23 protein-coding genes and 1 pseudogene are annotated in these 26903 nt (G+C 74.5%); 11 read left to right on the top strand and 13 right to left on the bottom strand.

Translation table 11 applies throughout. The features are described from left to right. The first annotated feature begins 23 nt into the window (after positions 1–23). Complete coding sequence (locus O7598_RS04650) at positions 24–2207, top strand: MMPL family transporter (RefSeq protein WP_269690163.1); 2184 nt, start codon at positions 24–26, stop codon at positions 2205–2207. A 53-nt stretch (positions 2208–2260) separates the two neighbouring features. Here the strand turns inward: O7598_RS04650 and O7598_RS04645 are convergent, their stop codons facing one another. Beyond that, the gene (locus O7598_RS04645) at positions 2261–3517 is read right to left on the bottom strand and encodes an erythromycin esterase family protein (RefSeq protein WP_091068945.1); all 1257 of its coding nucleotides are present in this window, start codon (positions 3515–3517) and stop codon (positions 2261–2263) included. Between the two features lie 80 nt (positions 3518–3597). On the opposite strand from O7598_RS04645, the gene O7598_RS04640 reads away from it, so the two are divergent. Next, on the top strand, positions 3598–3792 hold the full coding sequence (locus O7598_RS04640; RefSeq protein WP_269690162.1) for a DUF2795 domain-containing protein: 195 nt from the start codon (positions 3598–3600) through the stop codon (positions 3790–3792). Positions 3793–3834: 42 nt separating this feature from the next. On the opposite strand, the gene O7598_RS04635 is transcribed toward O7598_RS04640, so the two are convergent. From O7598_RS04635 to O7598_RS04615, 5 genes are all read right to left on the bottom strand, one after another. Next, the gene (locus O7598_RS04635) at positions 3835–5571 is read right to left on the bottom strand and encodes a molybdopterin-dependent oxidoreductase (RefSeq protein ID WP_269690161.1); all 1737 of its coding nucleotides are present in this window, start codon (positions 5569–5571) and stop codon (positions 3835–3837) included. Positions 5572–5601: 30 nt separating this feature from the next. Then, positions 5602–6237: a fasciclin domain-containing protein gene (locus O7598_RS04630; RefSeq protein WP_269690160.1), complete on the bottom strand. Its 636-nt coding sequence runs from the start codon at positions 6235–6237 to the stop codon at positions 5602–5604. Between the two features lie 87 nt (positions 6238–6324). Continuing rightward, the gene (locus tag O7598_RS04625; RefSeq protein WP_269690159.1) at positions 6325–7083 is read right to left on the bottom strand and encodes an anti-sigma factor; all 759 of its coding nucleotides are present in this window, start codon (positions 7081–7083) and stop codon (positions 6325–6327) included. Then, the gene (sigK, locus tag O7598_RS04620; protein WP_269690158.1) at positions 7080–7709 is read right to left on the bottom strand and encodes an ECF RNA polymerase sigma factor SigK; all 630 of its coding nucleotides are present in this window, start codon (positions 7707–7709) and stop codon (positions 7080–7082) included. Before sigK ends, O7598_RS04625 begins: the two co-directional genes overlap by 4 nt. 80 nt (positions 7710–7789) lie before the next feature. Continuing rightward, on the bottom strand, positions 7790–8686 hold the full coding sequence (locus O7598_RS04615) for a Gfo/Idh/MocA family protein (protein WP_269690157.1): 897 nt from the start codon (positions 8684–8686) through the stop codon (positions 7790–7792). A gap of 149 nt (positions 8687–8835) precedes the next feature. Between O7598_RS04615 and O7598_RS04610 the strand changes: the two genes are divergently transcribed. Together O7598_RS04610 and O7598_RS04605 are read left to right on the top strand one after the other, a co-directional pair. Next, positions 8836–9231 carry a hypothetical protein gene (locus tag O7598_RS04610; protein WP_091068918.1) on the top strand — a complete coding sequence of 132 codons (396 nt, stop codon included), beginning with the start codon at positions 8836–8838 and terminating at the stop codon, positions 9229–9231. Beyond that, positions 9224–9690, top strand: a pseudogene (locus O7598_RS04605) (hypothetical protein). The gene O7598_RS04610 and the pseudogene O7598_RS04605 overlap by 8 nt, the downstream one beginning before the upstream one ends. Here O7598_RS04605 and fabG read toward each other — a convergent pair. After that, positions 9663–10421: a 3-oxoacyl-ACP reductase FabG gene (gene fabG / locus O7598_RS04600; RefSeq protein ID WP_269690156.1), complete on the bottom strand. Its 759-nt coding sequence runs from the start codon at positions 10419–10421 to the stop codon at positions 9663–9665. The pseudogene O7598_RS04605 and the gene fabG sit on opposite strands and share 28 nt — an antisense overlap. Before the next feature lie 58 nt (positions 10422–10479). Then, positions 10480–12132 carry an alpha-amylase family protein gene (locus O7598_RS04595; RefSeq protein ID WP_269690155.1) on the bottom strand — a complete coding sequence of 551 codons (1653 nt, stop codon included), beginning with the start codon at positions 12130–12132 and terminating at the stop codon, positions 10480–10482. Between the two features lie 54 nt (positions 12133–12186). Here O7598_RS04595 and O7598_RS04590 point away from each other — a divergent pair, with 54 nt between their 5' ends. Then, positions 12187–12780, top strand: a complete 594-nt coding sequence (locus tag O7598_RS04590) for a DUF1349 domain-containing protein (RefSeq protein WP_269690154.1) — start codon at positions 12187–12189, stop codon at positions 12778–12780. A gap of 79 nt (positions 12781–12859) precedes the next feature. Beyond that, positions 12860–13522 (top strand): DedA family protein, encoded by a 663-nt coding sequence (locus tag O7598_RS04585; protein WP_269690153.1) that lies wholly within the window; start codon positions 12860–12862, stop codon positions 13520–13522. Positions 13523–13532: 10 nt separating this feature from the next. On the opposite strand, the gene O7598_RS04580 is transcribed toward O7598_RS04585, so the two are convergent. The 4 genes from O7598_RS04580 to lysX all read right to left on the bottom strand — a co-directional run bounded on the left by O7598_RS04580 (position 13533) and on the right by lysX (position 19797). Beyond that, complete coding sequence (locus O7598_RS04580; protein ID WP_269690152.1) at positions 13533–14957, bottom strand: carbohydrate-binding protein; 1425 nt, start codon at positions 14955–14957, stop codon at positions 13533–13535. Between the two features lie 75 nt (positions 14958–15032). Continuing rightward, a complete protein-coding gene (locus O7598_RS04575; RefSeq protein ID WP_269690151.1) occupies positions 15033–15776 on the bottom strand; it encodes a YidC/Oxa1 family membrane protein insertase in 744 nt (247 codons plus the stop codon). A 277-nt stretch (positions 15777–16053) separates the two neighbouring features. After that, a complete protein-coding gene (locus O7598_RS04570; RefSeq protein WP_269694747.1) occupies positions 16054–16329 on the bottom strand; it encodes a DUF6412 domain-containing protein in 276 nt (91 codons plus the stop codon). Between the two features lie 156 nt (positions 16330–16485). Next, positions 16486–19797, bottom strand: coding sequence for a bifunctional lysylphosphatidylglycerol synthetase/lysine--tRNA ligase LysX (gene lysX / locus O7598_RS04565; RefSeq protein WP_269690150.1), 3312 nt, complete (start codon positions 19795–19797; stop codon positions 16486–16488). Between the two features lie 212 nt (positions 19798–20009). On the opposite strand from lysX, the gene O7598_RS04560 reads away from it, so the two are divergent. The 4 genes from O7598_RS04560 to O7598_RS04545 all read left to right on the top strand — a co-directional run bounded on the left by O7598_RS04560 (position 20010) and on the right by O7598_RS04545 (position 24589). Then, on the top strand, positions 20010–21158 hold the full coding sequence (locus O7598_RS04560; RefSeq protein ID WP_269694745.1) for a carboxylate-amine ligase: 1149 nt from the start codon (positions 20010–20012) through the stop codon (positions 21156–21158). Positions 21159–21199: 41 nt separating this feature from the next. Beyond that, positions 21200–22579: an FAD-dependent oxidoreductase gene (locus O7598_RS04555; protein ID WP_269694744.1), complete on the top strand. Its 1380-nt coding sequence runs from the start codon at positions 21200–21202 to the stop codon at positions 22577–22579. Positions 22580–22687: 108 nt separating this feature from the next. Then, on the top strand, positions 22688–23638 hold the full coding sequence (locus O7598_RS04550; protein ID WP_332367362.1) for a DUF559 domain-containing protein: 951 nt from the start codon (positions 22688–22690) through the stop codon (positions 23636–23638). Positions 23639–23719: 81 nt separating this feature from the next. Next, on the top strand, positions 23720–24589 hold the full coding sequence (locus O7598_RS04545) for an aminoglycoside phosphotransferase family protein (RefSeq protein ID WP_269690149.1): 870 nt from the start codon (positions 23720–23722) through the stop codon (positions 24587–24589). A gap of 1 nt (position 24590) precedes the next feature. Here the strand turns inward: O7598_RS04545 and O7598_RS04540 are convergent, their stop codons facing one another. Further along, complete coding sequence (locus O7598_RS04540; RefSeq protein ID WP_269690148.1) at positions 24591–25400, bottom strand: Fpg/Nei family DNA glycosylase; 810 nt, start codon at positions 25398–25400, stop codon at positions 24591–24593. Between the two features lie 126 nt (positions 25401–25526). Between O7598_RS04540 and O7598_RS04535 the strand changes: the two genes are divergently transcribed. Beyond that, positions 25527–26663: an alpha/beta hydrolase family protein gene (locus O7598_RS04535; protein ID WP_269690147.1), complete on the top strand. Its 1137-nt coding sequence runs from the start codon at positions 25527–25529 to the stop codon at positions 26661–26663. The last annotated feature ends 240 nt before the right edge of the window (positions 26664–26903 follow it).

Raw genomic sequence — 26903 nt, 5'->3', positions numbered from 1 at the left:
ATCCCGAGGACGAAGGAAGGTCCATGGCGACCCTGCTGTACCGGCTCGGCCGGGCATCCCTGCGCCGGCGGCGACTCGTCGCCGTCGTCTGGCTCGTCGTACTCGTCGGTCTCGGTCTGGCCGCGGCCACGCTGCGCGGCCCGACGGCGAGCAACTTCACCATGCCCGGCACCGAGTCGCAGAAGGCGATCGACCTCCTCGCCGACCGGTTCCCGGCGGCCAGCGGCGCCACCGGCACCATCGCCGTCAAGGCGCCCCAGGACGGCGCGCTCACCTCGCCGGCCGGCCAGGCGGTGGTCAAGCAGGTCACCCAGGAGGCGGCCACGCTGCCCGGGGTGGTCGGCGCGGTCGACCCCTACCAGGCGCAGGCGCTCACCCCGGACGGCCGGTACGCGCTGATCCAGGTGCAGTTCGCCGGCCGCGCCGACGACGTCACCACCGAGCAGCGCGACGCGTACGAGAAGGTCGGTGCGCAGGCCGAGGCGCAGGGCTGGCAGATCGCCCCCGGCGGCGAGGTGCTCAACGGCGAGCCGGAGGTCGGCTCGACCGAGGCGCTCGGCGTGCTGGTCGCGGCGATCGTCCTGGTCATCACGTTCGGCTCCCTGGTGGCGGCCGGAATGACCATGCTGAACGCGCTGATCGGCGTCGGCGTCGGCATGGCCGGCCTGTTCGCGCTCAGCGGCACCGTCGAGCTGACCAGCACCGCGCCGATCCTGGCGCTGATGCTCGGCCTCGCCGTCGGCATCGACTACTCGCTGTTCATCACCTCCCGGCACCGGCAGAACCTGCTCGACGGGCTCTCCCCCGAGGAGGCGGTCGGTCGCGCGGTGGGCACCGCCGGCTCCGCCGTGGTCTTCGCCGGCGCCACAGTGGTGGTCGCGCTGGCCGGCCTGGCCGTGGTGGGCATCCCGTTCCTCACCGTGATGGGCCTGGCCGCCGCCGGTACCGTCACCGTCGCCGTGCTGGTGGCGATCACGCTGGCCCCGGCGCTGCTCGGCTTCGCCGGCCGCAAGGTGCTGCCGCGCAAGCTGCGCAGCCGGGAAGCGGTAGCGGACCCGGGCACCGGCTCGGAGGACCGCTCCGGCTTCGGGTTCCGCTGGGCGAACTGGGTGACCCGGTTCCGCATCCCGGTGATCCTGGTCGGCCTGCTCGGCCTCGGCCTGCTCGCCATCCCCGCCCAGGACATGCGCCTGGCGCTGCCGGACGCCTCCACCGCCGCCGAGGGCACCCCGGCCCGGGTCAGCAACGACCTGATCCGGGAGGGCTTCGGGCCCGGCTTCACCGGCCGGCTCGCGGTCGTCGTCACCGCCGACTCGCCGCAGGCCACCCAGGCCGCCGTGCCCCAGGTCGCGGCGCTGATCCAGAAGACCGACGGGGTGCTGGCGGTGGCCCCGCCGCAGCTCGACCCGTCCGGCCGCACCGCGCTGCTCGGGGTGATCCCGAAGACCGGGCCGACCGACGAGAAGACCGAGGACCTGGTGCACGACATCCGGCGGCAGGTCGGCGGCATCCAGAACGCCGACGTCCTGCTGACCGGCGTCACCGCGATCGGCATCGACGTGTCGGAGAAGCTCTCCGACGCCCTCCCGGTCTACCTGCTGCTGGTGGTGGGCCTGTCCGTGCTGCTGCTGATGCTGGTGTTCCGGTCGATCCTGGTGCCGGTCAAGGCGGCGCTCGGCTTCCTGCTCACCGTGGCGGCCACGTTCGGCATCACGGTCGCGGTGTTCCAGCAGGGCCACCTGGCCGGTCTGCTCGGCGTGGACACGCCGGCGCCGCTGGTCAGCTTCCTGCCGATCCTGCTCATCGGCATCCTGTTCGGCCTGGCCATGGACTACGAGGTCTTCCTGGTCTCCCGGATGCGGGAGGACTTCGTGCACGGGGACACCGCCCGCCAGGCCACCATCAACGGCATGGGGCACGGCGCCCGGGTGGTCACCGCGGCGGCGCTCATCATGATGTCGGTGTTCGGCGGCTTCGTCTTCCTGGACGACCCGATCATCAAGTCGATGGGCTTCGCGCTCGCGATCGGTGTCGCCATCGACGCGTTCGTGGTCCGGATGACCATCGTGCCGGCGGTGATGTCGCTGCTGAACAACGCCGCCTGGTGGCTGCCACGCTGGCTGAACAGGATCCTGCCCAACGTGGACGTCGAGGGCGAAGGCCTCCGCGCCCACCTCGCCGCCCGCGAGCCCGCCCAGGTGAAGTGAAAGGCGGGGCCCCCTGTTAACGCCTGGCGTACAGCAGGGGGCCCCTCTTAACCTCACACCCCGGCCGGGTACGTCTCCATCTCGCCGGGAGTGACCAGCGCGGGCAACGGATGCAGGGCGGTCGTCTCGTCGCACCAGATGAACGCGTCGTACCGCTCCCCCAGCCGGGTCGGCACGTAGTTGCCCCAGGACTCGAAGCTCGGGTCGTACACCACGCCGATGGCCCGGTGGTCCGCCTCGCCGGTCACCCAGTCCGGCTCGTCCGGGCCACCGAAGACCAGCACCGCCCGGTCCGGCATCAGCTCGTGCAGCCGGTGCTCGACCGACCCCTCGCGGGCCGGCGGCACCACCATCGTCTCGGCCGGCGTGCCCCAGCGCGGGGCGGCGACCACGGTGCCCCGGTAACTGCCGAGGCCGATCAGCGCCACCGCGTCCCGGCCGTGCCGCTCCCGGCCGAGCTGGCCGATGTTCACCATGCCGTCCGCCGCCATCTCGGTCGCCCGCGCGTCACCGACGTGCGTGTTGTGCGCCCACACGATGCCCCGCGCGTCCGGCCCGTAGCGGTCGAGCAACCGGTCCAGCGTGTCGGCCATGTGGATGTCGCGGACGTTCCACGACTCCGGGCCGCCGCCGACCATGGCCCGGTAGTACCGCTCCGCACCGGCCACCACCTCCGCGTTCTGCCAGGCCGAGAAGCGGTCCGGCCCGTCCGCGGCGGCCTGTTCCCGGGTACGCGCCAACAGCCGGACCACCTCCTCCTCGCATCGCGCGGAGACGAACCGGCTGGCCATCCCGTACTCCTCGACCTGCTTGCCGTACGGCTCGAAGCATCGGTAGGCCTCCTGGGCCGCCTCCAGCGAGGCCGGGTCCTCCTCGCCCAGGTAGTCGAAGATGGCCTGCATCGACTCCCACAGCGAGTAGACGTCGAGGCCGTGGAAGCCGGCGCGTTCGCCCTCCGGGCGCTCCAGGTTCCAGGCCCGCAGCCAGCGGCAGAACCGGGCCACCTCGGCGTTCGCCCACATCCAGGTCGGCCAGCGTTCGAACCGCTCCAACGCGACCAGCGGATCGGCCGACCCGCCCGGCGCGCCCACCACCGAACAGTGCACCCGGTCGCAGTCCGGCCAGTCCCCCTCCACCGCGACGAAGTCGAAGCCCTGCTCGGCGATGAGCCGGCGGGTCAACTGCTCCCGCAGCCGGTAGTAGTCGTAGCTGCCGTGCGTCGCCTCGCCGATCATCACGATGCGGGCGTCCCGGACGCGCTCCAGCAGCGGGTCGAAGTCGCTCGGCGCGCCGAGCCGCTGAACCAGCATGTACGCGGCTACCCGGGACCCGTCGGGGCAAACCGCAGCCGTACGGGCATGCCGGTGGGCGCAGCGGGTAGCCGCGCGGCATGACCGTCACCGGCGCGCAGTTGCAGGAGTTCCTGGCCGGGCTCGACTATCCGGTCTCCCGGGAGGACCTGGTCCGCTGGGGTCAGGAGAACGGTGCCAGCACGGAGGCGCTGCAGGCGCTCCGGACGTTGCCGGCCGAGGAGTTCGACACCCCCGGCGAGCTGGGCGAGGCACTGGTCACCCTCACCGACTAGCCAGCCGGGTGTTGAGCGGGGCCCCTTCCTCTACCGAAGGCGTTAAGAGGGGGCCCTTCCTTTCACCGTCACGGTGATGGTGTGGTGGCCGGTGGCGCCGTCGGGGAACGGAGGGCGGCGCTGCTCGGGCTGCACCGCGCCGGTGCCGTCGGTGGCGCGTACCTTCAGGCTGTGCGGGCCGGCCGGGGCCCGCCAGGCGAAGCGCCACTGGACCCAGGTGTCGACGGAGGCGGTGGGCAGCAGCTCGGCGGCCCGCCACGGGCCACCGTCCACCGACACCTCCACCGCCGTGATGCCCCGGTGCTGCGCCCAGGCCACCCCGGCCACGGTGACCTCTCCGGCGGAAAGCCGGGTGAACGGCGCGGGCCGGTCGATCCGGGACGCCGTCTTCACCGGCGCATCCCGCGCCCAGCCCCGCCGCACCCAGTACGCGTCGAAGGCGTCGAATGTGGTCACCTCCAGCTCGGTGACCCACTTGCACGCGCCCGCGTACCCGTACAGCCCGGGGGTGAGCATCCGGACCGGGAAGCCGTGTGCGAACGGCAGCGGTGCGCCGTTCATGCCGACCGCGAGCATGGCGTCCCGTCCGTCGAGGAGCGTGGCGATCGGGGTGCCGATGGTCATGCCCTCGTCCGAGCGGGCCACCACCTGGTCGGCGCCGGCCCGGATGCCGGCGGCGCGCAGCAGCGGGGCGAGCGGCGCGCCGAGCCACCGGGCGGTCCCCACGTACGGGCCACCGACCTCGTTGGACACACAGCTCAGTGTGACGTCCCGCTCGATCAGGCCCCGGTCGAGCAGGTCGGCGAAGCTCAGCTCGACCGGCCGGGCGACCAGGCCGTGCACCCGCAGCCGCCAGGCGTCCACGTCGAGCCGGGGCACGGCGAGCGCGGTGTCGACCCGGTAGAAGTCGGCGGTCGGGGTGCGGAATCCGGGTGCCACAGCGGCCGGCGTCGGCCGGGCCGGCGAGGCCGGGGCGGGCAGCCGGACGGCCTCCCGGGACCGGGCGGCGTCGGCCACGTCGAGCCGGCGCAGCGCCGCCGCCCCGGCCCCGGCCAGCGCGGTGCCGGCCGCCACCAGCGCCGCGTTGCGCACCACCGCCCGTCGCGTCGCCCCACCCGCCGACGCCGAGCCCCCGGAGCCGGCCGCACCACCCGAGCCGGCGGAACCGCCGGAGCCGGCCGCGCCATCCGGACCGCCGGAACCGCCGCCGGAGCCGGCCGCGCCATCCGGACCGGCGGAACCGCCGCCGGGACCACCCGGACCACCCGGACCGGCGGGACCGGCCCCGGACGCCGCCCGGCCCACCCCCACCGGGTCGGGGGCGGCGTCCGGGAGATCAGGTGGGGCGGCCGGCAGGCCGGGCAGGGGCAACCAGCGCAGGAGGGCGGCGGCCACGGCGGCGCCGGCCAGGGCCGGCAGGGCGTCGACCGGGCGGGCGTCGGGGCGGGTCAGCGCGGCGGCGACGCCGGCCACCCCGAGCACCGCGGGCCCGAGCAGGCCCAACGCCGGGCGGCGGCGGGCGGCGATCCCGGTCAGCGCGGCCAGCAGCGCCAGCGCCAGCGCGATGCCGCCGAGCAGCAGCGGCTTGTCGTAGGTGCCGAACGTGCGCACCGCCCATTCCTTGACCGCTGTGGGCGCGCCGTCCACGACGGCGCCGCCGACCGCGACCAACGGCGCCGCCTGCGGGCGGACGGCGGTGGCGAGCAGCTCCGCGACCGCCACCCCGGCGGCCGCCGCGAGCAGGCCCGTTCCGGCGGCCGCCAGGGTACGGCGGGTCATCGGTTCCTCCCCTCACCGTCGGTCGACGCGTCAGGACTTCGGCATCAGGACCGAGTCGACGATGTAGACGGTGGCGTTGGCGGTCTGCACGTTGCCGCAGACGACCATGGAGTTGCCGTTCACGGTGAACTCGGTGCCGCTGCCGGCGACCGTCACCTCGCCGCCCTGGAGCGTCTTGTGCGCGCCGGCGAGCTGGTCCGGGCCGAGCTTGCCCTCCACCACGTGGTAGGTCAGCACGTCGGTCAGCATCTTCTTGTCGGCGAGGACCTTGTCCAGGTCGGCCTTGGGCAGCTTGCCGAACGCGTCGTTGGTGGGCGCGAAGACGGTCAGGCCCTGGGCGCTGTTCAGCGAGTCGACGAGCCCGGCCTGCTTGACGGCGGTGACCAGCGTGCTCAGCAGCGGGTTGCCGGACGCGGCGGTGGCCACCGGCACCTGGGCCATGGCGGCGAAGCTGCCGGGGTTCGACGCGTCGGTCGGCACCGCGGCGCACCCGGGACCGAACTGACCGTCGGCCATGGCCGGCGCGCTGCTGGCCGGCGCGGAACTCATCGGGGCGCTGCCGGCCGGCGCGGCGGCGCCGCTGTCGTCGCCGTCACCACCGCAGGCGGCGAGGCCGAGGCTGAGCGTGGCGGCGAGGGCGACGGCGGTGAGCTTCATGGGGCGCATCGGGTGAATCCCTTCAAGTGACTAATTGTCGGTCTGAAGGTGATTCGGTGCTCACCGCCGTCCGGATGGGTCGGCCGCCGAAAAAGATCAGGTGAGCGCGAATGCCACCAGTGGCGTCATGGTCGGTGCCGCCGACCCGGTCGCCGGCTCCTCGGTGACGCCGAACAGGCCCTTGCCGCGGACGCCCGAGAGCAGCTTCGTGCCGCCGCCCTGACCGGCCGGCAGCACCCCGGCCGAGGTGGCGGTGGTGCCCTGGATCAGCCAGAGCTGGTAGGCCCGACCCGGCGCGGGCGCGGCCAGCCCGTCCACCAGTGCCACCCCCTCGTCCCGGCTCGCCGACGCCACCACTGTGACTCGGCCGCCGGCCGCTACGGCTTCGGTGCGCACCACCGCGTCCGGGGCCGCCAGCACGGCCCGGATCCGGCCCGCCTCGTTCCGCGCCGCGCCCGCCTCGTCCCGGGCCGCGCCGGCCTCGGTGCGCGCGTCGCGTACCCGCTGCTCCTGGGCCACCCAGGTGGCCGCGCCCGCGCCGCCGGCCAGCAGCACGGCGGCGGCCGCGACCGCCAGCCGGCGCCGCCAGGCCCCGGCCCGGGCGGCCCCGGAGCGGCCCGCGGGACCGGGCCGTTCCTGCGGGGTACGCCGGATCTCCGCCAGCACCGCCGTGCGCAGCGCGGGCGGGGGTACGGACCAGGTCGAGTCGGCCAGCCGGGCGGCCGTCTCACGGAACTCGGCCAACTCCAGCGCGCAGCTCTCGCAGCCGTCCAGGTGCCGGGCGAACGCGGCCCGCTCGACGTCGTCCACCGCGTCGAGCACGTACGCACCGGCGAGCGCGTGGATGTCGGTCATCGGGTCAGCTCCACTCCCAGGCAGTCGCGCAGACGGATCAGTCCGTCCCGCATGCGGGTCTTCACGGTCGGCAGTGCGGTGTCCAGCAGGCCGGCTACCTCGCGGTAGCTGTGTCCGCCGTAGTAGGCGAGCGTGATCGCCTCACGCTGCACCTCGGTGAGCGCGTCCAGGCAGTGCCGCACCTGCTGCCGTTCCAGCCGCGCCGCCGCCTCCTCGGCCACCTCGTCGTACGGCGTCTCGGCGGATCCGGCGGCGACCCGGCGGGTGCGTTCGGCGCCGGCCTGCTCGGACCGGACCCGGTCGACGGCACGGCGGTGGGCGATGGTGAAGACCCAGGCGGTGGCCGAGCCCCGGGCCGGATCGAAGCGGGCGGCGGTGCGCCACACCTCGACCAGCACCTCCTGGGTGACCTCCTCGGCCTGGGCCGGGTCGCGCAGCACCCGCCGCACCAGCCCGTGGACGCGCGGCGAGACGAGGCCGTAGAGCCGTTCGAAGGCCGCCTCGTCGCCGCGCGCCACCGCCCGCAGCAGGTCGTCGGTCTCCGCCCGCTGGTCCGGGGCGGCCGAGGGCACGGCGTGCAACCTCGACCGCCCCGGCACGTCACCGGCGCTGTCGCCGTGGGTCATCCGGTCCCGCCTTCCGCCCGCTCCCTCTGCCAGCACGGTAGGCATTCGGAGCCGACGCCGGCCCGGATGGCCGCGATTTCCTACACCTCGACCGTGCGCCCCTGCGCCCGGGCGGTCTCGGCGGCCTCCAGCACCGCCACCACCTCCCGGCCGAACCGGACGTCGCAGCGGTGGTCGCGGGTGCCGGCGTCCACCTCCGCCAGGAGCTGGTCGAGCGCGGCGCCGAACGCCTGGAGCACGCTGCCGTCGCCGGGCGGGGCGCTCTCGACGCCGCCGGAGCCGAAGAAGACGAAGTCCCGGGTGACCGCCTCGGCGGGCGCGTCGAGGGTGAGCGAGAGCGAGCTGGTCGCGCCGCCGTGGTGGGTGAGCAGCAGGTGCACCAGGCCGCTCGGCCCGTCCATGGCGGCGACCCGGGTGACCCGGCCGAGCACCGGCAGGATCAACGACAGCGCGTGCGGGCCGATGTCCCACAGCGCGCCCCGGTCGCGCCGCCACTGCGAGTCGCCGTACGGGTTACCGGGCTGGTAGATCGAGGCGAACATGGTGGCGCGGGCGTGCTGCCAGCCACCGGCCGCCGCGGTCGAGGCGAGGAAGCCGGTGACGTTGGGGTGGAAGCGCTGGGTGAAGAAGACCACCGAGGCCACCCCGGACGCCTGGACCGCGTCGACCACCCGGTCGGCGTCCGCGAGGCCGAGTGCCAGCGGCTTGTCCAGCAGCAGGTGCCGCCCGGCGGTGGCGGCCCGCACCGCGATGTCGGCCTGCACGTCCGGCGGGAGCGCCACGGCGACCGCGTCGGACGCGGCGAGCAGCGCGTCCACGTCGGTGAAGGCCGGTACGCCGTGCCGCTGGGCCAGCGCCTCCGCCTTCGCCGGGTTCCGCCCCCACACGCCGGCCAACCGGGCCCGCGGGTGGGCGTCGATGGCGGCGGCGTGCGTTTCTGCCGCCCAGTGACCGGTGCCGAACAACCCGAACCGCACCGCGACCCCCTGGCGTCGTCGTCGGCCGTCGGCGTCCGCCGGGACCGTGATCCACGCTAGTCGCCCGGCCCGTCCGGCGCGCCCCGACCCGCGCGCAGAGCCACTACTACGAGGATTAGTAGGCTGAGCCGGTGAACGACACTGCGTCGATGACCAGCGCGGCGGCGGCCGGCTCGCCGGTGGACGGGTGGCTCGCCACGCTCGCGATCGTGCTCTCGCTGGCGGTGGCGGTCTGGGCCCTGGTGGCGGCCGTGCGGCAGCGCCCGCCGGACCGGATCCAGTTCGCCGGCCTGGCCGTGGTGGAGCTGGCGCTGCTGGCGCTGACCGTGGTGGCGCTCGTGGCGCTCGGCGGCGGCGACCGGCCCGGTGAGCCGGGGGCGTTCTTCGGCTACCTGGTGACGCTGGTCTGCCTGCCGCCGCTGGCCTGGGTGCTGGCCCGGATGGAGCCGACCCGCTGGGGCTCGGCCATCGTCTGCGCGATCTGCCTGGTCACGCCGGTCGTGGTGGTGCGGTTGCAGCAGACCTGGGAGGTCGTCGGTGGCTGAGACGCGGGCGCCGGAGCGCGCCACGAACCGGGGCCCGGGACGGCTGCTGATCGCGGTCTACATCCTCTTCGCCATCGCCGCGACCTCGCGGGCCGGGTTGCAGATCGCCACGAAGTTCGACGAGGCGCCGGTGGCGTACCTGCTCTCCGCGCTCGCCGCGCTGATCTACATCGTGGCGGCGGTCGGGCTGGCCCGCGCCGGGCACGCCGGCCGTCGGGTGGCGCTGGCGTGCTGCTCGGTCGAGCTGGTCGGGGTGCTCGCGGTGGGCCTGCTGAGCATCGCCGATCGGGAGCTGTTCCCGGACGAGACGGTCTGGTCCGGCTTCGGCAGCGGCTACGGCTACGTCCCGCTGGTGCTGCCGGTGCTCGGCCTGCTCTGGCTCTGGCGCACCCGGCGCGACCCCGCCTGAGCGGGGCCGCGCCGGGCAACGGTCAGTCCTTCGGGCCGCCGGCGACGTAGATGACCTGGCCGGAGACGAAGGACGCGCCCTCGCCGGCCAGGAACGAGATGGTGTGCGCGACGTCCTCCGGGCGACCGGTGCGGCGCACCGGGATCTCGGCGGCGGCGTGCTCCTGGAGCGCGGCGAAGTCGACCTTCATCCGGGCCGCGGTGGCCGCGGTCATGTCGGTGACGATGAAGCCCGGCGCGACCGCGTTGACGGTCACCCCGTACGGGCCCAGCTCGATAGCGAGCGTCTTGGTGAAGCCCTGCAGGCCGGCCTTGGCGGCGGCGTAGTTCGCCTGGCCCCGGTTGCCCAGCGCCGAGGTGCTGGAGAGGTTGACGATCCGGCCCCACTTCCGCTCGACCATGTGCTTCTGCGCGGCCTGGCTGAACAGGAACGCGCCGCGCAGGTGCACGGCCATGACCGTGTCCCAGTCGGCGTCGGCCATCTTGAACAGCAGGTTGTCGCGGAGCACGCCGGCGTTGTTGACCAGCACGGTCGGCGCGCCCAGCTCGGCGGCGACCCGCTCGACGGCGGCCTCCACCTGGGCCCGGTCGGCCACGTCGGCGCCGACGCCGAGCGCCCGGCCGCCGGCGGCGGCGATGGCGTCGACGGTCTCCTTGGTGGCGGACTCCTCGATGTCGACCACGGCGACGGCCATGCCGTCGGCCGCCAGCCGGCGGGCGGTGGCCGCGCCGATGCCGCGCGCGGCTCCGGTCACGATGGCGACGCGGGGCTCCTCCGACATGATTACCTCCCGGTAACTTGGGGTCGATCGAAGGAGCCTAACCCGCCGTCGCGTCCGCCTACAGGGCCCCGCCCCGGCAGAGCCGGATCCACCGATAACCGTGACCGGCGAGCTTGAGCCGGTCGAGCTTGCCCACGTCCTCGTAGTTGCGGTCGCTGAGCACGTCGATCGGCAGGTCCGCCTCGGGCGCCAGCGTGCTCAGGTCGACCTCCACGTCCTCGGTGCCGAGGTTGTGCAGGAAGACCATGGTCCCGGTCCGCCCGTCGGCGCGGTGCGCGAGCACGCCGGCCGGCACCGGCACGTCGATGTGGGTGGTGCTGCCCGAGCCGACCTCCGGGGCCTCCCGCAGGGTACGGATCATCCGCTCGAACCAGCCCAGCAGCGAGCGCGGGTCCTTGCGCTGCGCGGTGACGTTGACCTGCTGGTAGCCGTACTCGCCCTTGTCGATCACCGGGCGGACCAGCTTCTCCGGCTCGGCGGTGGAGAAGCCGGCGTTGTCCTTGTAGGACCACTGCATCGGGGTACGGATCGCGTCGCGGCCCTTCAGCGACAGGTCCTCCCCCATGCCGATCTCCTCGCCGTAGCGCAGCACCGGCGTGCCGCGCAGCGAGAACTGCAGCGCGTACGCCAACTCGATGTGCCGGCGGTCGTTGCCCAGCATCGGGGCCAGTCGGCGACGGATGCCCCGGCCGTAGAGCTGCATGTTCTCGTCCGGCCCGAACTTGGCCAGCACGTCGTTGCGCTGGTCGGCGGTGAGCCGGGACAGGTCGATCTCGTCGTGGTTGCGCAGGAACGTGGCCCACTGCCCGCCGGTGGGCAGCTTCGGGGTGTCCCGCAGCGCGTCGATGATCGCCTCCGGGTCCTCCCGGGCGAACGCCAGCATCAGCCGGCCGTTGAGCATGAAGTCGAAGAGCATGTGGATCCGGTTGCCGGAGCCGCTGCCGTCGCCGAAGTAGACGGGCAGCTGGTCGGGCTCGACGTTCGCCTCGGCCAGCAGGACCGCGTCGCCGCGCCGCCACTGCACGTGCTGGCGCAGGTCGGTGATGAAGTCGAAGTCCTTGGTCGCGTTCGGGTTGCCCGGCTCGGTCTTCTCGATGATGAACGGCACCGCGTCCATCCGGAAGCCGGAGACGCCGAGCTGGAGCCAGAACGAGGTGATCTTCTTGATCTCCGCGCGGACCTTCGGGTTCTCGATGTTGAGGTCCGGCTGGAACTTGTAGAACCGGTGGTAGAACCAGGCCTTGGCGGTGCGGTCGTAGGACCAGGTCTCGTGCTGCTCGCCGGGGAAGACCATGCCCTGGTGGCGGTCGGCCGGCTCGTGGTCGGACCAGACGTACCAGTCGCGGTACGGCGAGTCGGGCGAGGAGCGGGCGGACTGGAACCAGGGGTGCTGGTCCGACGTGTGGTTGACCACCAGGTCGATGATCACCCGGATGCCGTGGTTCTGCGCCTGGTGCAGCAGTTCGGCGAAGTCGCCGAGCGTGCCGAGCCGCGGGTCGACGTTGTAGAAGTCGGTCGCGTCGTATCCGTCGTCCTTGTTGGGCGAGGGATGGATCGGGTTGAGCCAGATGCAGGTCACACCCAGCCGGGCCAGATAGTCGAGCCGGCCGATCAGCCCTTGGAAGTCACCCACCCCGTCGCCGTCGGAGTCCGCGTACGTGTCGACGTCGAGGCAGTAGACGACCGCCTCCTGATACCACCTGTCACCCATGCGGGGACTACTTCTCCGAACCCGCGATCCGGCAAACCCCGGTACCGTGCCCCCATGAGCGAGGAGGCTTCCGACTGGTCCGCCGGCAGGTGGCTGAACCCACCCGAGCGGGCCGACGCCGTCGACGGCGGGCTGCTGGTCGAGCCGCGCGGCGGCAGCGACTTCTGGCGGCGCACCAGCTACGGCTTCGTGCACGACGACGGCTCCGCGCTGCTGGCCCCGTTCGGCGTGGACACCGCCGTCGAGGTCTCCTTCCGGCTCGACTACGCCGCCCAGTTCGACCAGGCCGGCGTGCTGGTGCGGGTGGACGAGCGGCGGTGGACCAAGGCCGGCGTCGAGGTGAGCGACGGGGCCCCGCAGGTGGGTGCCGTGGTGACCGACGAGTTCTCCGACTGGTCGGTGTCGCCGGTGCCGGAGTGGTCGGGGCGGGACGTGACGGTCCGGGTCAGCCGGGCCGGCGACGCGCTGACCGTCCGCGCCCGGGTGGACGACGAGCCGTGGCGGCTGGTGCGGGTCGCACCGCTGGACCCGGCGGCCGAGGCGACGGCCGGGCCGTACTGCTGCTCGCCCAGCCACGGCGGCCTGCTGGTCCGCTTCACCGGTTGGCGGCGCGGGCCGGCGGACGCGGCGCTGCACCCGGAGGGTTAGCCCGGTCACCGGCGGGTGTGAGCGGGGCTCGCACGGGTACTAGCTCCGGATCTCCGGCACCCGTGTGGAAGGACCGCTCATGGCCCTGGCCCAAGACGTCGATCCGAACCAGTTCACCGGGCTGACCGGGTGGGTGGCGAGCGTGATCGACTCGCTGGGCGCGGTCGGCGTGGCGCTGCTGGTGGCGCTGGAGAGCATCATCCCGCCGATCCCGAGCGAGATCGTGCTGGCGATGGCGGGCTACCTGTCCGCCGAGGGCCGGTTCAACGTGGTGGTGATCGTGCTGGCCGCTACTGCCGGCTCGCTGCTCGGCGCGCTGGTGCTGTACTGGCTCGGCGCGGCGCTCGGCGAGGACCGGCTGAAGCGCTGGCTGGACCACATCCCGCTGGTGGACCTGGAGGATCTGGAGAAGGCGGATCGTTGGTTCGAGCGGCACGGCCGCTGGGCGGTGCTGATCGGCCGGGTGGTGCCGGTGGTGCGCAGCCTGGTCTCGATCCCGGCCGGCGCGAACCGCATGCCGCTGGGCGAGTTCATCCTGCTCACCACGCTCGGCAGCGGGGTGTGGAACACGCTGATCGTCGGCGCCGGCTTCCTCCTCGGGTCGCGCTGGGAGGACGTCGACCGCTACAGCCAGTGGTTCAACTACGCGATCTTCGCGGTCTTCGGCGTGATGATCGTGAGCTGGGTGGCGAAGAAGGTGCGCCGGCGGCGCGCCCGGCAGTCGGTGACCACCGGGCGCTGACCGCGTCGGCTCAGCGGCGGAACGTGAACCAGTTGACGTTGACGAAGTCGGCCGGCTGGCCGCTGCTGAACGTGAGATAGACCGTGTGCCGGCCGGTCACCGCGCCGACGTTGCCGGGCACCGACCGCCAGGTCTGCCAGCCGCCGGTGTTGCCGACCGCGAAGCTGCCGATCGGTGTCGCGGTCGGGCTGTCCACCCGCACCTCCACCAGGCCGCTCACGCCGGCCGCCGCGCCGGAGGCGACCCGGGCCACGAAGTCGCGCGGCGGCGTCGAGCCGAAGTCCACGTTGTCGTAGCGGGCCCAGTCGCCGTTGGCCAGCCAGCCGATGTCCTGCCCGCCCTCGGCGCACGTCTCCACCTGCACGCCGCTCTGCGCGTTGAACGACTCGGCCTCGATGGTGTCGTACGCGTTGCGCACCCCGCCGGGCGGCGGCGTGGTCGGCGACGGCGACGGGTTGCCGCCGCCGCCCCGGGAGTAGACCGCCACGTAGTCGACGAGCATGGGCCGACCGGAGACGGTCGACCCGGTCGGCGTGGCCGAACCGGCGACCCCGTCCGGGAAGCCGCCGCCCATCGCCACGTTGAGCAGCAGGAAGTAGCCGGCGTGGCTGGTCATCTGGGTCCAGTACGGCTCACCGACCTGGCCCTGCGTGACGGTGTGGAACTGCTGCCCGTCGACGTACCAGCGCAGTTGCTGCGGGCTCACCGAGGTGTCCCACTCGAACCGGTAGGTGTGGAACGCCGACTGGCAGGTGCTGCCCGGGCAGGCCCGGGACGCGCCGCGACCGTTGAACTCGTCGCACGGGCCGCCCGGCGCGACGCCGCAGTGCAGCACGCCCCACACCGAGTTGATCCCGTTGACGTTCTCCATCACGTCGAACTCGCCGATGCCCGGCCAGTTCTGGTAGTTGCCGCGGTACGGCGAGCCGAGCGCCCAGAACGCCGGCCAGTAGCCGGCCGCCGCCGCGCCTGTCACGTTGGGCATCTGGATCCGGCCCTCGATCGCCAGCACGCCGCCGCTCGGCGGCTTGAAGTTGCTGCGTACCGTCTCGATGCGCGCCGAGGTCCAGCGGCCGGCGGAGTCCTTCAGCGGGGTGATGCGCAGGTTGCCGCCGCCGTCCTGGGCCAGGTTGGCGGTGCTGGAGGTGTAGGTCTGGATCTCGCCGGTGCCCCAGTTGGCCGGACCGCCCGGATAGCTGGTGCCGGTGTCGACGATCCAGTTGGCCGACGAGGGCAGCGTGCCGGCCGCGCCGGTGAAGTCGTCGCTCCACACCAGGCTCCACCCGGAGGGCGGGGTCGGGACGGCCGCCTGCGCGGCCATCGAGACGCCGGCGAGCGCGGTGGTGCCGGCCAGCACGGCCGCGGTCAGGCCGAGCCGGCGGCGGGACCGGGACATGGTGGTGGGGGCGGCCGGGGCCGCCGGGATCGGGTTCATGCGGGGTGCCTCTCTGCGGGGACGGGGCGGAGAGCGCTCTCTGAGGCGATTTCTACGCGCCCGTCCCCGCATTTGTCAACGCTTGTCGATGGCCGCCGGCTGCGGCCTCCGCAGCAGACCCTGCTCCAGCGCGGTCCACGCGGTGGTGGTGACCAGATAGAGCACCGCCGCGAGCGGCACCACGAGCGCCACCAGCACGGTCCCGAACGGCAGCAGCGGCAGCAGCCGGCCGAGCACCGCCGCGCCCGGCCCGTCGGCCGGCGCGCCGCCGACCGAGCCGGTAACGGCCGCCAGCCGGCGCGCCCGCCGCGACGACCACCAGGCCAACGCCAGCAGCGCGGCCAGCAGCACCCCGAACACCACCGGGACGCCACCGGCCAGCCCGTCGCCGAGATGCCACCCCAGCGGTACGCCGGCCAGCCGCTCCCCCAACAGCTCCGGCGCGCCGTCACCGGTGGCGAAGACGCGGTACATGACCAGGAAGAACGGCGCCTGCAACAACGCCGGCAGGCACCCCGCGACCGGGCTCGCCCCGGCCCGCCGGTAGAGCGCGAACAGCTCGCTCTGCAACCGGGTCGGATCGTCGGCGTACCGGCGTCGGAGTTCGCGGACCTCGGGGGCGAGCGCCGCGCGGCGCCGCTCCCCACGGACCTGCGCCAGCGTGAGCGGCGAGATCAGCAGCCGGACGCCGGCGGTGAACAGGACGATGGCGGCGGCCGTCGCGGCGCCGCCGGCGAGCGGGACGAGCGCGTCGGCGAGCCAGGTGACGACGGTCGCGGCGGCCGAGGCCGCGGAGTGCAACGGTGCGAAGGCGAACATGGGCAGACCCCTCGGACGATTCCGGACGTCCCAGGGCGCGCGAGGGCGCGACACGGCGGGACGAATGACGACGGAATCGGCCGCGCAGCCACGCGACGGACCGGCGGGCGTCGCCCGGCGGTGGGGGCACGGGTGTGCTCCCACGGGCGGCGTCCGGTCCGGGCCCGGCGGATGCGCGTTCGGGCGTCCGCACGGGGCGGAACGCGCTCCGGCGGATGCGCGTTCGGGCGTCCGCACGGAGCGGAACGCGCGCCGGTGGGGCTCCGGTGGGGCGTGGCTAGGCGGCCGAGGGGCGCAGCCCCGGCGCGCGGGGGCGCGGACGGCCCGGCGCGTCCGGATCGACCTGCCGGGGCACCCGGCGGGTCCGGACGCGGGCGCGCAGGGAGGCGGCGTGCCGGGCGCCGGGCGGCGTGGGCGCCAGCCGCACCCGCAACGCGAGCAACGTGGCGAGCAGCAGCGCGGCGGCGACCGCCGCGCCAGCCAGCAACCCGGCCGGCCGGTCCGCGAGCAGGGCGAGGGCGTACGCCCACGTCCCGGTCACCAGCCCCAGCATCCCCACCACACGCCCACCCTAGAACGCCGTGTCACGCCCGGCAGCCCCGTGACCGCCAGCTCGGGGAAATGGCGGCATCCACCCCGCCTCGACCCCGCCACCTCGCCGAACTGGCGAAACAAGCGCCCGCGGGGCCGGGCGGCGGGAAGCAACCGGTCAGGAGGACTCGCGGACCAGGGGGAAGGGCAGCGTCTCCCGGATCGAGCGGCCGGTCAGCAGCATCACCAGCCGGTCCACGCCCAGCCCCAGCCCGCCGGTCGGCGGCATCGCGTATTCCAGCGCGGTGAGGAAGTCCTCGTCCAGTTCCATCGCCTCCGCGTCACCGCCGGCCGCCTGCAACGACTGCGCGGTCAGCCGCCGCCGCTGCTCGGTCGGGTCCACCAGCTCGGTGTAGGCGGTGCCCAGCTCCATCCCGTACGCCACCAGGTCCCAGCGCTCGGCCAGCCGCGGGTCGCGCCGGTGCTGGCGGGTCAACGGCGAGACCTCGGTCGGGAAGTCCAGATAGAACGTGGGCGCCCCGGTGCGCGCCTCGACCAACCGCTCGTACAGCTCCAGCAGCACCGCGCCGGCCGTCCACCGCGGGTCGTACGGCACCCCGGCCGCGTCGCAGTGCTTGCGCAGCACGGCCGGCTCGGTGTCGGCGGTGACCTCCTCGCCCAGCGCGGCCGAGATCGCCTCGTGCACCGTGACCGCCCGCCACTCGCCGCCCAGGTCGACCAGCTCGCCGCCGGGCCGGCGGGCCACCGGCTCGCCGTGCACCGCGGTGGCCGCCGCCACGATCAGCTCCCGGGCCAGCTCGCGCATGTCGTGGTAGTCGGCATACGCCTGGTAGGCCTCCAGCACGGTGAACTCCGGGTTGTGGGTGGCATCCACGCCCTCGTTACGGAACGCCCGGCCCAACTCGTAGACCCGCTCGATCCCGCCCACGGCGAGCCGCTTCAGATACAGCTCCGGCGCGATGCGCAGACTCAACCGCAGGTCGTAGGCGTTGATGTGGGTGACGAACGGGCGGGCGTTCGCGCCGCCGTGCACCCGTTGCAGGATCGGCGTCTCCACCTCCAGGAACTCCCGACCGGCCAGCCCGGCGCGCAGGCTGTGCAGCGTCGCGCCGCGCGCCCGCAGCATCTCCCGGGCCGCCGGGTCCAGCGCCAGGTCGAGGTAGCGCTGCCGGACCCGGGCCTCCGGGTCGGCCAGCCCGTGGTGCTTGTCCGGCAGCGGGCGCAGGCACTTGGCGGTCAGCTCCCAGCTCGCCACCCGCACCGACACCTCGCCGCGCCGGGTCGCGTAGACCTCGCCTGCCGCGCCCACATGGTCGCCGATGTCGACGCTCGACCGCCACCGGTCCAGGTCGTGCTCCAGCAGGAGCTGGAGGTCGCCGCTGCCGTCGCGCACGGTGACGAAGAGCAGCCGGCCGTGGTCGCGCACCAGCAGCACCCGCCCGGCCACCGCCACCGTCTCGCCGGTGCCGGTGTCGGGGGCCAGTCCGGCGTGCCGCTCCCGCACCGCCGCACAACTCGCCGTGCGCGGATAGCCCGCCGGGTAGGGGTCGACGCCCTCGGCCCGCAGCCGGTCGAGCTTCGCCAGGCGTACCCGGATCTGCTCCGGCAGGCGGACGGCGGGCGGCTCCGGCGGAACGGCCCGGACCGCCGCGGCGGCCGGCGGCACGTAGCCGACCCCGCCGCCGGCCGGCGGCACTCCGTGCAGCGGGGTGGGCCGGCCGCCGGGCAGCGCCAGGAAGCCCTCGGCGGCGGCCGCCGCGAGACCCACCCGGGCCAGCTCCCGGCGCTCCGCGAAGCAGAGGTAACGCGGCGTCCAGTGCGGCTGGTACTTGGCGTTGGACAGGTAGAGCGACTCCAGCTGCCACCAGCGGGAGAAGAACAGCAGGGTGTGCCGCCACGCCCGGATGACCGGGCCGGCGCCGATCCGCGCGCCCTGCTCGAACACCGAGCGGAACGCGGCGAAGTTGAGCGACACCCGGTCGACGCCGAGGCGCGGGCCGGCGGCCAGCAACGCGGCCACCATGAACTCGGTGACCCCGTTGTCGGCGGTCCGGTCCCGGCGCATCAGATCCAGCGACACCCCGCGCGTGCCCCACGGGCTGAACGAGAGCAGCCCTCGCACCTGGCCGTCGCCGTCGCGCGCCTCGACCAGCACGCAGTCGCCGTCGGCCGGGTCGCCGAGGCGGCCCAGCGCCATCGAGAAACCACGCTCGTGCCCGGTGTCCCGCCACGAGGTGGCCAACGCGGCCACCTGGGCCAGCTCCTCCGGCGGGATCTCGGCGTGCCGGCGGACCAGCGCGGTGTAGCCGGCCCGCTCGACCCGGTGCACCGCCTGGCGGACCGGCCGCATGTCCCGGCCGTCCAGGTCGAACTCGCGGGTCAGCAGGATCGCCTCGTCGCCGAGCTGGAGCACCTTGAGGCCGTGCCGGCGGTACGCCCGCGCGCCGGCCTCGCTGGCGCCCAGCACCGCCGGCGTCCAGGCGTAGGCCCGGGAGTGCTCCAGCCACGCCTCGATGGCCGGGCCCCACGCCTCCGGGTCGCCGACCGGGTCGCCGCTGGCCAGGCTGACGCCGTTGACCACCCGGTAGGTGAGCGCGGCCTTGCCGCTGGCCGAGAAGACGGCGGCCTTGTCCCGCCGGGTGGCGAAGTAGCCGAGCGAGTCCCGCTCGCCGTGCCGGGCCAGCAGCTCCCGGATCCGCTCCTCCTCGCCGGCGTGCAGCACCGCGTTGGCCCGCTGCGAGCGGACCAGGGTGAACAGGGCGGCCAGGAACGCGGTCGCGCCGAACGCGCCGAGCAACAGGTTGACCCAGCCGGGCGCCTGACCCCGCCGGGTCACGTCCAGCGTGACCGCCCCGCCGAAGACCTTCTCCACCGCGTAGCCGAGCCGGTCCGACCAGGTGTGCAGGCTGCCCGGCTCGACCAGGAGCAGCAGGTAGCCCAGGCCGACGAAGGCGACGGCCAGGCCGGCGAGCACACCGAGGGCCCGCCAGGTGCTGCCCGGCCGGACCCGGGCGTAGAACTCCCGCCGGGCGGCGACCAGCAGCGCCACCGCGGCGGCGGCGAACGCGATGCCGACCCAGACGCCGATGGTCTCCAGGGTGCCGAAGAGGCGCTGGCCGGCGGCGTGGTTCAGCTCGTTGGCGCCCACCATCAGCAGCAGCCCGCCGGCCGTCAGGCCGACCACGAGCGTGAGGCTGAAGTAGACCAGCAGCACCCACCAGGCCAGCCGCTTGCGCCGCCGGGCCGCGGCGGCCAGCACGCCGAGGAACACCGCGTACGCCAGGTTGGCCGGCGCCGGCACCAGCAGCGCGTCGATCGCGGTGCGGACCGGCTGCACGTCGGCGGCGACGGCGCTGCTCAGCGCCGCGAGCGCGCACACCACCGCGACCACCGCGAGCAGGACCGCGAAGGCGCGCGGGACCTGGGCGCGAAGCCCGGTCACCGTCCGCGACGTGCCGTGCGCCGTCACCGCGACCTCCTCCGTCGCCGGCGGCGGCCCGCCGGGCCGGCTCATCGTAGACCCGGATTCCCGGCGCGCGGCGGCCCTCCACCGGCTCGCGGCGGCGACCCGGGCGGGCGAATCGGGCCGACACGCCGTCCGGTGCGTTTCCGGGCGTCGACACGGTGGGTAACAGGGCGTCTACCACACGGCACGGTGCCGTGACCGGTCGGGAGGAGACGGTGGTGACGATGAGCGGGCCAGTGGCGGAGCGGGAACGGGACGCCGCGCCGGGCGGGACGGACCTGCTGACGGTCGGCGTCGAGGAGGAGTTCCTGCTCGCCGATCCGCACACCGGCACCGCCGTGCCCGCCGTCGAGCTGGTGATGGAGCAGGTGCCGGCCGAGCTGCGGGGCCAGGTGGAACGCGAGTTCCAGACCAGCCAGATCGAGATCGGCAGCCCGCCCGGGCTGGAGCTGTCCTCGATCCGGCACTCGCTGGGCATGCTCCGCGCCGAGCTGGCCGACGCGGCCGAGCGGGCCGGCGTCCGGCTGCTGGCGATCGGCACCGGCCCGGTCGACGGGCCGGTCCCGCCGGTGGTGGACAAGCCCCGCTTCGACCGGATGATCGAGCGGTTCCGGCTGTTGGTGCCCGGCCCCGGCAACAACGGCATGCACGTGCACGTCGGCGTGCCCGACCCGGACACCGGCGTGCAGGTGCTCAACCACGTCCGGCCCTGGCTGCCGATCCTCCAGGCGGTCACCGTCAACTCCCCGTTCGCGCGCGGCGAGGACACCGGCTACGCGAGTTGGCGCTCCATCGAGTGGGAACGCTGGCCGTCCGTCGCGCCCACCCCCTACCTGGAGTCGCACGAGCACTACCAGCGGCTGATCCGGCAGCTCATCGCCAGTGGCGTGATGCTCGACGAGGGGATGCTCTACTGGTACGCGCGGCTCTCCGCCAAGTACCCGACCGTGGAGATCCGGATCGGTGACGTCTGCCCGTCCGTGGACGACGCGGTGCTGGTGGCCGCGCTGGTGCGCGGGCTCGTCGCGACCGCGCTGACCGAGATCGAGGCCGGCCGGCCGGCCGTCAACACCGACCACCACCTGCTGGTGGCGGCGCACTGGCGGGCCGCCCACGACGGGCTGGAGGGCCAGGGCGTCGACCTGCACGACGGCGAGCTGCGCCCGGCGTGGGAACTGCTGGACCGGCTGGTCGACCGGCTCCGCCCGGAACTGGACCGGCACGGCGACCTCGACCGGGTGACCGACCTGCTGGGCGGGCTGCGGCGGCACGGCAGCGGCGCGGCCCGGCAGCGTGCGGTCTTCGAGCGCACCGGCAAGCTGGTCGACGTGGTCGCCGACGTGGCCCGGCAGACCCGTGGCTGAGCTGCCCCGCGACGAGCGGGCGGCGTGACAGGATGAGCGGCGTGGCGGAGCGGATGATCGTCATCGGCGGGGACGCCGCCGGCATGTCGGCGGCCTCCCAGGCTCGGCGCCGCCGTGGCCGCGCCGAGCTGGACATCGTCGCGTTCGAGCGGGGGCACTTCACGTCCTACTCGGCCTGCGGCATCCCCTACTGGATCAGCGGCCTGGTGCCGGAACGCGACCAGCTCGTCGCCCGGACCCCGGACGCCTTCCGCGACGAGTACGACATCGACGTCCGGACCCGCCACGAGGTCACCGCCATCGACCTGGACCGCCGCGAGGTCGTCGCCCGGGACCTGGACGGCGGCGGCGAGGTCCGCGCCGGCTTCGACACCCTGGTGTACGCGACCGGCGCCACCCCGGTGCAGCCGGAGTGGGCGCGTGACGAGGTGGCCGGCGTGTTCGGCGTGCAGACGCTCGACGACGGCGCGGCGCTGCTCGACTGGCTCGAACACGAGCCCCGGCCCCGGCACGCGGTGGTGGTCGGCGGCGGCTACGTCGGCGTCGAGATGGCCGAGGCGCTGGTGCAGCGCGGGCTCACGGTCCAACTGGTCGAGCAGGCCGCGCAGCCGATGGCCACCGTCGACCCGGACATGGGCGAGCTGGTGGCCGAGGCGATGCGCGGGGTCGGCATCAGCATCCGCACCGGCATGACGGTCACCGGCCTCACCGAACGCGACGGCCGGATCGCCGCGGTGGTCACCGACGAGGGGCCGATCCCGGCCGACGTCGTGGTGCTGGGCCTCGGCGTACGCCCCAACACCGCGCTCGCCGAGGCCGCCGGCCTGCCGCTCGGGCCGTCCGGCGGGATCCGGGTGGACCGCCGCATGCGGGTGCCCGGGGTGCCCGGCGTGTGGGCGGCCGGCGACTGCGTGGAGTCCCTGCACCGGGTCAGCGGCATGCCGGTGCACGTCCCGCTCGGCACGCACGCCAACAAGCAGGGCCGGGTCGCCGGGATCAACATCGGCGGCGGCTACGCGACCTTCCCCGGCGTGGTCGGCACCGCCGTCACCAAGGTCTGCGAGCTGGAGGTGGGACGCACCGGCCTGCGGGAGCGCGACGCCACCGAGGCCGGCTTCGAGTTCGTCACGGTGACCGCCGAGTCGACGAACCGGGCCGGCTACTACCCGGGGGCCCGGCAGATGACCGTGAAGCTGATCGCCGAGCGGCCCAGCGGGCGGTTGCTGGGCGCGCAGATCGTCGGCTGGTCCGAGGCGGCCAAGCGGATCGACGCGCTGGCCGTGGCGCTGTGGAACGGCATGACTGTGGACGAGATGACCGCGCTCGACCTGGGCTACGCACCGCCGTACGCCCCGGTCTGGGACCCGGTGCTGATCGCCGCCCGCAAGGCCGTCGACGCCCTCGCCGCCGCCGGCAGGTAAGGAGGGGCCCCGCTTAACGCTTCCCGCATAGGCGGGGCCCCTCATCAACACCTCGCCGGCCGCCGTTTCGGGGCGGACACTCGCAGCGGAGCGCTGTGGACTGGACGGGTGCGGATACCCGGGGATGACGCGTCGCGGCTGGAATGGCTGCTGTTCGGGCAGTCCGGGGTGCTCACCTGGGCCCAGGCGATGGCCGAGCTCACCCCCGGCCAGGTCCGCCATCTCGTGGCCAGCGGTCGCTGGCAGCGGGTGTGCCGGGGCATCCTGCGAGCCGGGCCGGGCGGGCCGTACACCAGGGAACAGCAGTGGTGGGTCGCCGTGCTGGCGGCGGGCGACGGCGCGGTGCTCGCCGGGCCGGCCGCCGCCCGGGCCGGTGGGCTGCGAGGGAGCTGGGGCCCCGAGGTGGTGGACGTCCTGGTGCCGCACGGACGGCGCGCCGCCGACCTGCTGCGCCGGCTGCCACTGGGTCTGCCCGCGGTGCAGACCCACCGGGTCCGTCACCTGGCTCCGGCCGACCGGCAGCGCGGCCGGCCGGACCGCACCGGCATGGCGCGCTCACTGGTGGACGCGGCGGGTTGGGCACGCACCGACGATGAGGCGCAGGCGATCGTGGCGGCGGGCTGCCAGCAGCGGCGGACGACCCCGGCGGAAATCGGGGCAGTGCTGGAGCGGTTGCCCCGCGCCCGGCGACGGCAGCTCATCCGACAGACACTGGGGGACGTGGCGGGTGGTGCGGAGGCACTGTCCGAGATCGACCTGGTCCGGCTCTGCCGTCGCCACGGGCTTCCGCTACCGGACGGGCAGGAACGCCGACGGGACGCCGACGGCCGGCAGCGCTACCTGGACGCCTACTGGCGTCGCTGGCGGCTGCACGTCGAGGTGGATGGCGCGCACCACATGGACGCGCGCCACTGGGCGGCGGACCTGCGCCGGCAGAACCGGGTCTGGATCGAGGGCGATCGCATCCTGCGGTTCACCGCGTTCGACGTCCGGCACCGACCAACCGAGGTGGTCGCGCAGCTCACCGCCGCCCTGTCCGCTGCCGGGTGGACTCCCTGACCATCTTTGGGTGCGGTTGTTGTCGCCAGGGCAGCCACAACCGCACCCAAAGTCCGTGGCGGACTCGGGCAGGATGGGCGGATGCACATTCCGGACGGACTGCGGTGGACCGAGCGGACGCCGGGCGGGCGGGCGTGGCTGGCGGAGCTGCCCGACCGGCTGGCCGGGTGTGTCGCGCGGTGGGAGCTGACCGCCGTCGGACCACCGTTCGACTACGCGTTCGCCTCGCTGGCCCTGCCTGCGGAGCTGCCGGACGGGACGCGGGCGGTGCTGAAGCTCCAGTACCCGGACGACGACAGCGTCCACGAGGCGACCGCGCTGGCGCACTGGGCCGGCCGGGGCGCGATCCGGTTGCTCGCCTCCGACGCCGAGCGCCGCGCGCTGCTGGTCGAGCGCTGCGACCCGGGCACCCCGCTGCACGCGTTGCCGGCCGACGCCGCGCTCGACGCGGCGGTCGGACTGCTGCCCCGGCTCTGGGTGCCGGCCGGCCCACCGTTCACGCCGCTGGCGGAGGAGGCGGCCGGCTGGGCGGAGCGGATGCCGGACAACTGGCGGCGGGCCAACCGCCCGTACGAGCGGCGGCTGCTCGACGCCGCGCTCGGGATGCTCGCCGACCTGGCGCCGAGCCAGAGCGAGCAGGTGCTGGTCAACCAGGACCTGCACGCCGGCAACGTGCTCGCGGCCGACCGCGAGCCGTGGCTGGTCATCGACCCGAAGCCGCTGGTCGGCGAGCGGGAGTTCGCGGTGGTCCCGCTGGTACGCGGCGCGGAGCTGGGGCACTCCCCGGCGGCGGTGCGGCACCGGCTCGACCGGCTCAGCGCCGAGCTGGGCCTGGACCGGGAACGGGTGCGCGGCTGGGCGGTCGGGCAGACGGTGGCCTGGAGCGTCGGCGGCGACCAGGTCTTCCCCGGCAACGTCGAGGCGGCCCGCTGGCTGCTCGACGCGAGGTGACTCAGCCGGCCTGGCAGGTGGGGCACCAGTAGAGGTTGCGTCCGGCCAGCACGCCCCGGCGCACCTCGGTGCCGCAGACGTGGCAGGGCGCGCCGGGGCGGCGGTAGACGTACACCTCGCCGCCGTGCCTGTCGACGCGCGGCGCCCGACCGGTGGCCTCGGGCAGGTCGGCGTCGCGGACGGTGTCGATCCGGCCGCGCTCGACCGCGACCGTCATCAGCGCCACCAGGTCCACCCACAGTTCCGCCCAGCCGGCCGGGGTGAGTTCCCGTCCCGGCAGCAGCGGCGGCAACCCGGCCCGGAACAGCGCCTCGGTCACGAAGATCAGCCCGGTGCCGGCGACCACGGACTGGTCCAGCAGCAGCGCGGCGAGCGGGGTCGGGCTGCGCCGGATCCGGGCGTACGCCCGGTCCGGGTCGGCGTCGGCGCGCAGCGGGTCGGGGCCGAGCCGGGCGCGCAGCGCCGCCACCTCGGGCGGGGTGAGCAGCTCGCAGGCGGTCGGACCGCGCAGCTCCAGCCAGTTGCGGTCGCTGCGCAGGCGCAGCCGCACCTGGCCGACCGGGGCCGGCGGCTCCCCCGGCCCGTCGGCGAACTTCCCGTACAACCCCAGGTGTACGTGCAACGTCAGCTCGCCGGCGTAGTGGTGCAGCAGGTGCTTGCCGTACGCCTCGGTGCCGTCCAGGACGGTGCCGGTGAGCCGCGCGGCGCCGTCGGCGAAGCGGCCCTGCGGGCTGTCCGCGTGCACCTTGTCGCCGGCGAACAGCTCGGCGTGGCGGGCGGCGAGGCGGTGGATGGTGTGTCCCTCTGGCACAGGTGCCAAGCGTAGTCAGCCGCCCGCGCGTCGACTCCAGTACGGGCGAGGATCGGGAATCTCCCCGATGCGTCCCGGCCGGCGGACGAACAGACTCGGCCGCAATCGACGGGGAGGAATCGAACGATGCGCACTCAGGGAGTCCGGCGCTGGATCGGCGTTCTCGCACTGACCGCGGCCGCGGTCTTGACCGTACCGGCCGTCGCCCGAGCGGCAACCGTGCCGGAACTCGCTCTGCCCGCGCCCACCGGCCCGTATCCGGTCGGGGTGGCCGACCTGCACCTGGTGGACAAGCGGCGGGCCGACCCCTGGGTGCCGTCCGAGCGCCGCGAGTTGATGGTCTCGCTGTGGTATCCGGCGGCGAGCCGGGGCGGAGCGCCCCGTCCGTACGCGACGGCGGCGGAGTCCGCGCTGATCCTCGACGACCTGGAGGTCGAGGGTGTGCCGTCCGACGCGCTCACGACCGTACGAACGTACGCCCGGCTCGGTGTCCCGGCCGGCGCGACCAGGCGTGGCTGGCCGGTGGTGCTGCTCTCGCCCGGCTTCGGCAGCCCGCGCGCTTCGCTGACCGCCCTGGCCGAGGACCTCGCAAGCCGGGGTTACCTGGTGGCCGGCGTCGACCACAACTACGAGGCGGCGGCGATCACCTTCCCGGACGGCCGGGTCACCACCTGCCGGGCCTGTGACCTGCTCGACGGCGGCGACCCCGATGCCGGGGTGCGGGTGGCCCGGGGCCGCGCTGCCGACCTGGCGTTCACCCTGACCCAGCTGACCACCCACCGGCTGCCCGGCGGTGTCCGCCTCGACCCGTCGGCGGTGGCGGTGGCCGGCCACTCGATCGGGGGCGCGAGCGCCGCCGTGACCATGCTGAGCGACCGCCGCTTCGACGCCGGCATCAACATGGACGGCACGTTCTTCCCGCCGGTGACGACCGCGCTGAACCGGCCGTTCCTGATGCTGGGAAATCCCGGTCACGACTCGGCCGGCGGGGACGACAGCTGGTTGACGACCTGGCGGCACCTCACCGGCGGGCGGCGCTGGCTGACCGTCACCGGCACCACGCACAGCTCGTTCACCGACTTCGCGGTCCTCGGCGACCAGGCCGGCATCCCGGTCCAGCCGCTGCCGGGCGGCCGCTGCGCCGAGATCACCCGGGCGTACGTGGCCGCCTTCCTGGACCGGACCCTGCGCCACCGCCCGGCGCCGTTGATGAGCGGCCCGTCGCCTGCGTACCCGGAGGTGATCTGGCAGCCCGCGTCGTAGTCGGGCAGCCGGTGGCCGTCGCGCGTCCGGCCGGGCACGCCGGTCCGGCTACACCATGGGACGCCGTTGAAATCGATGGTTATCGAATGCCAGACTGGCTCCGGTCGCGCTCGGGAGCCGGTGCGAGCCGCTCGGTCCAGCAGGAGAGAGACGCGCGGAGTGGTGCGCCGCCCCGCGCCGGGCAGTCCTCTCCCGTTCCTCCGTCGTGCCGCCATTCCCGCCGATCGCGCCGCGGGGCGG

This window comes from Micromonospora sp. WMMC241 (assembly GCF_027460165.1).
Classification (GTDB): domain Bacteria; phylum Actinomycetota; class Actinomycetes; order Mycobacteriales; family Micromonosporaceae; genus Micromonospora; species Micromonospora humi.
The sequence above is the reverse complement of the archived record's forward strand: the minus strand, read 5'-3'. Positions and strand labels throughout refer to the sequence as shown.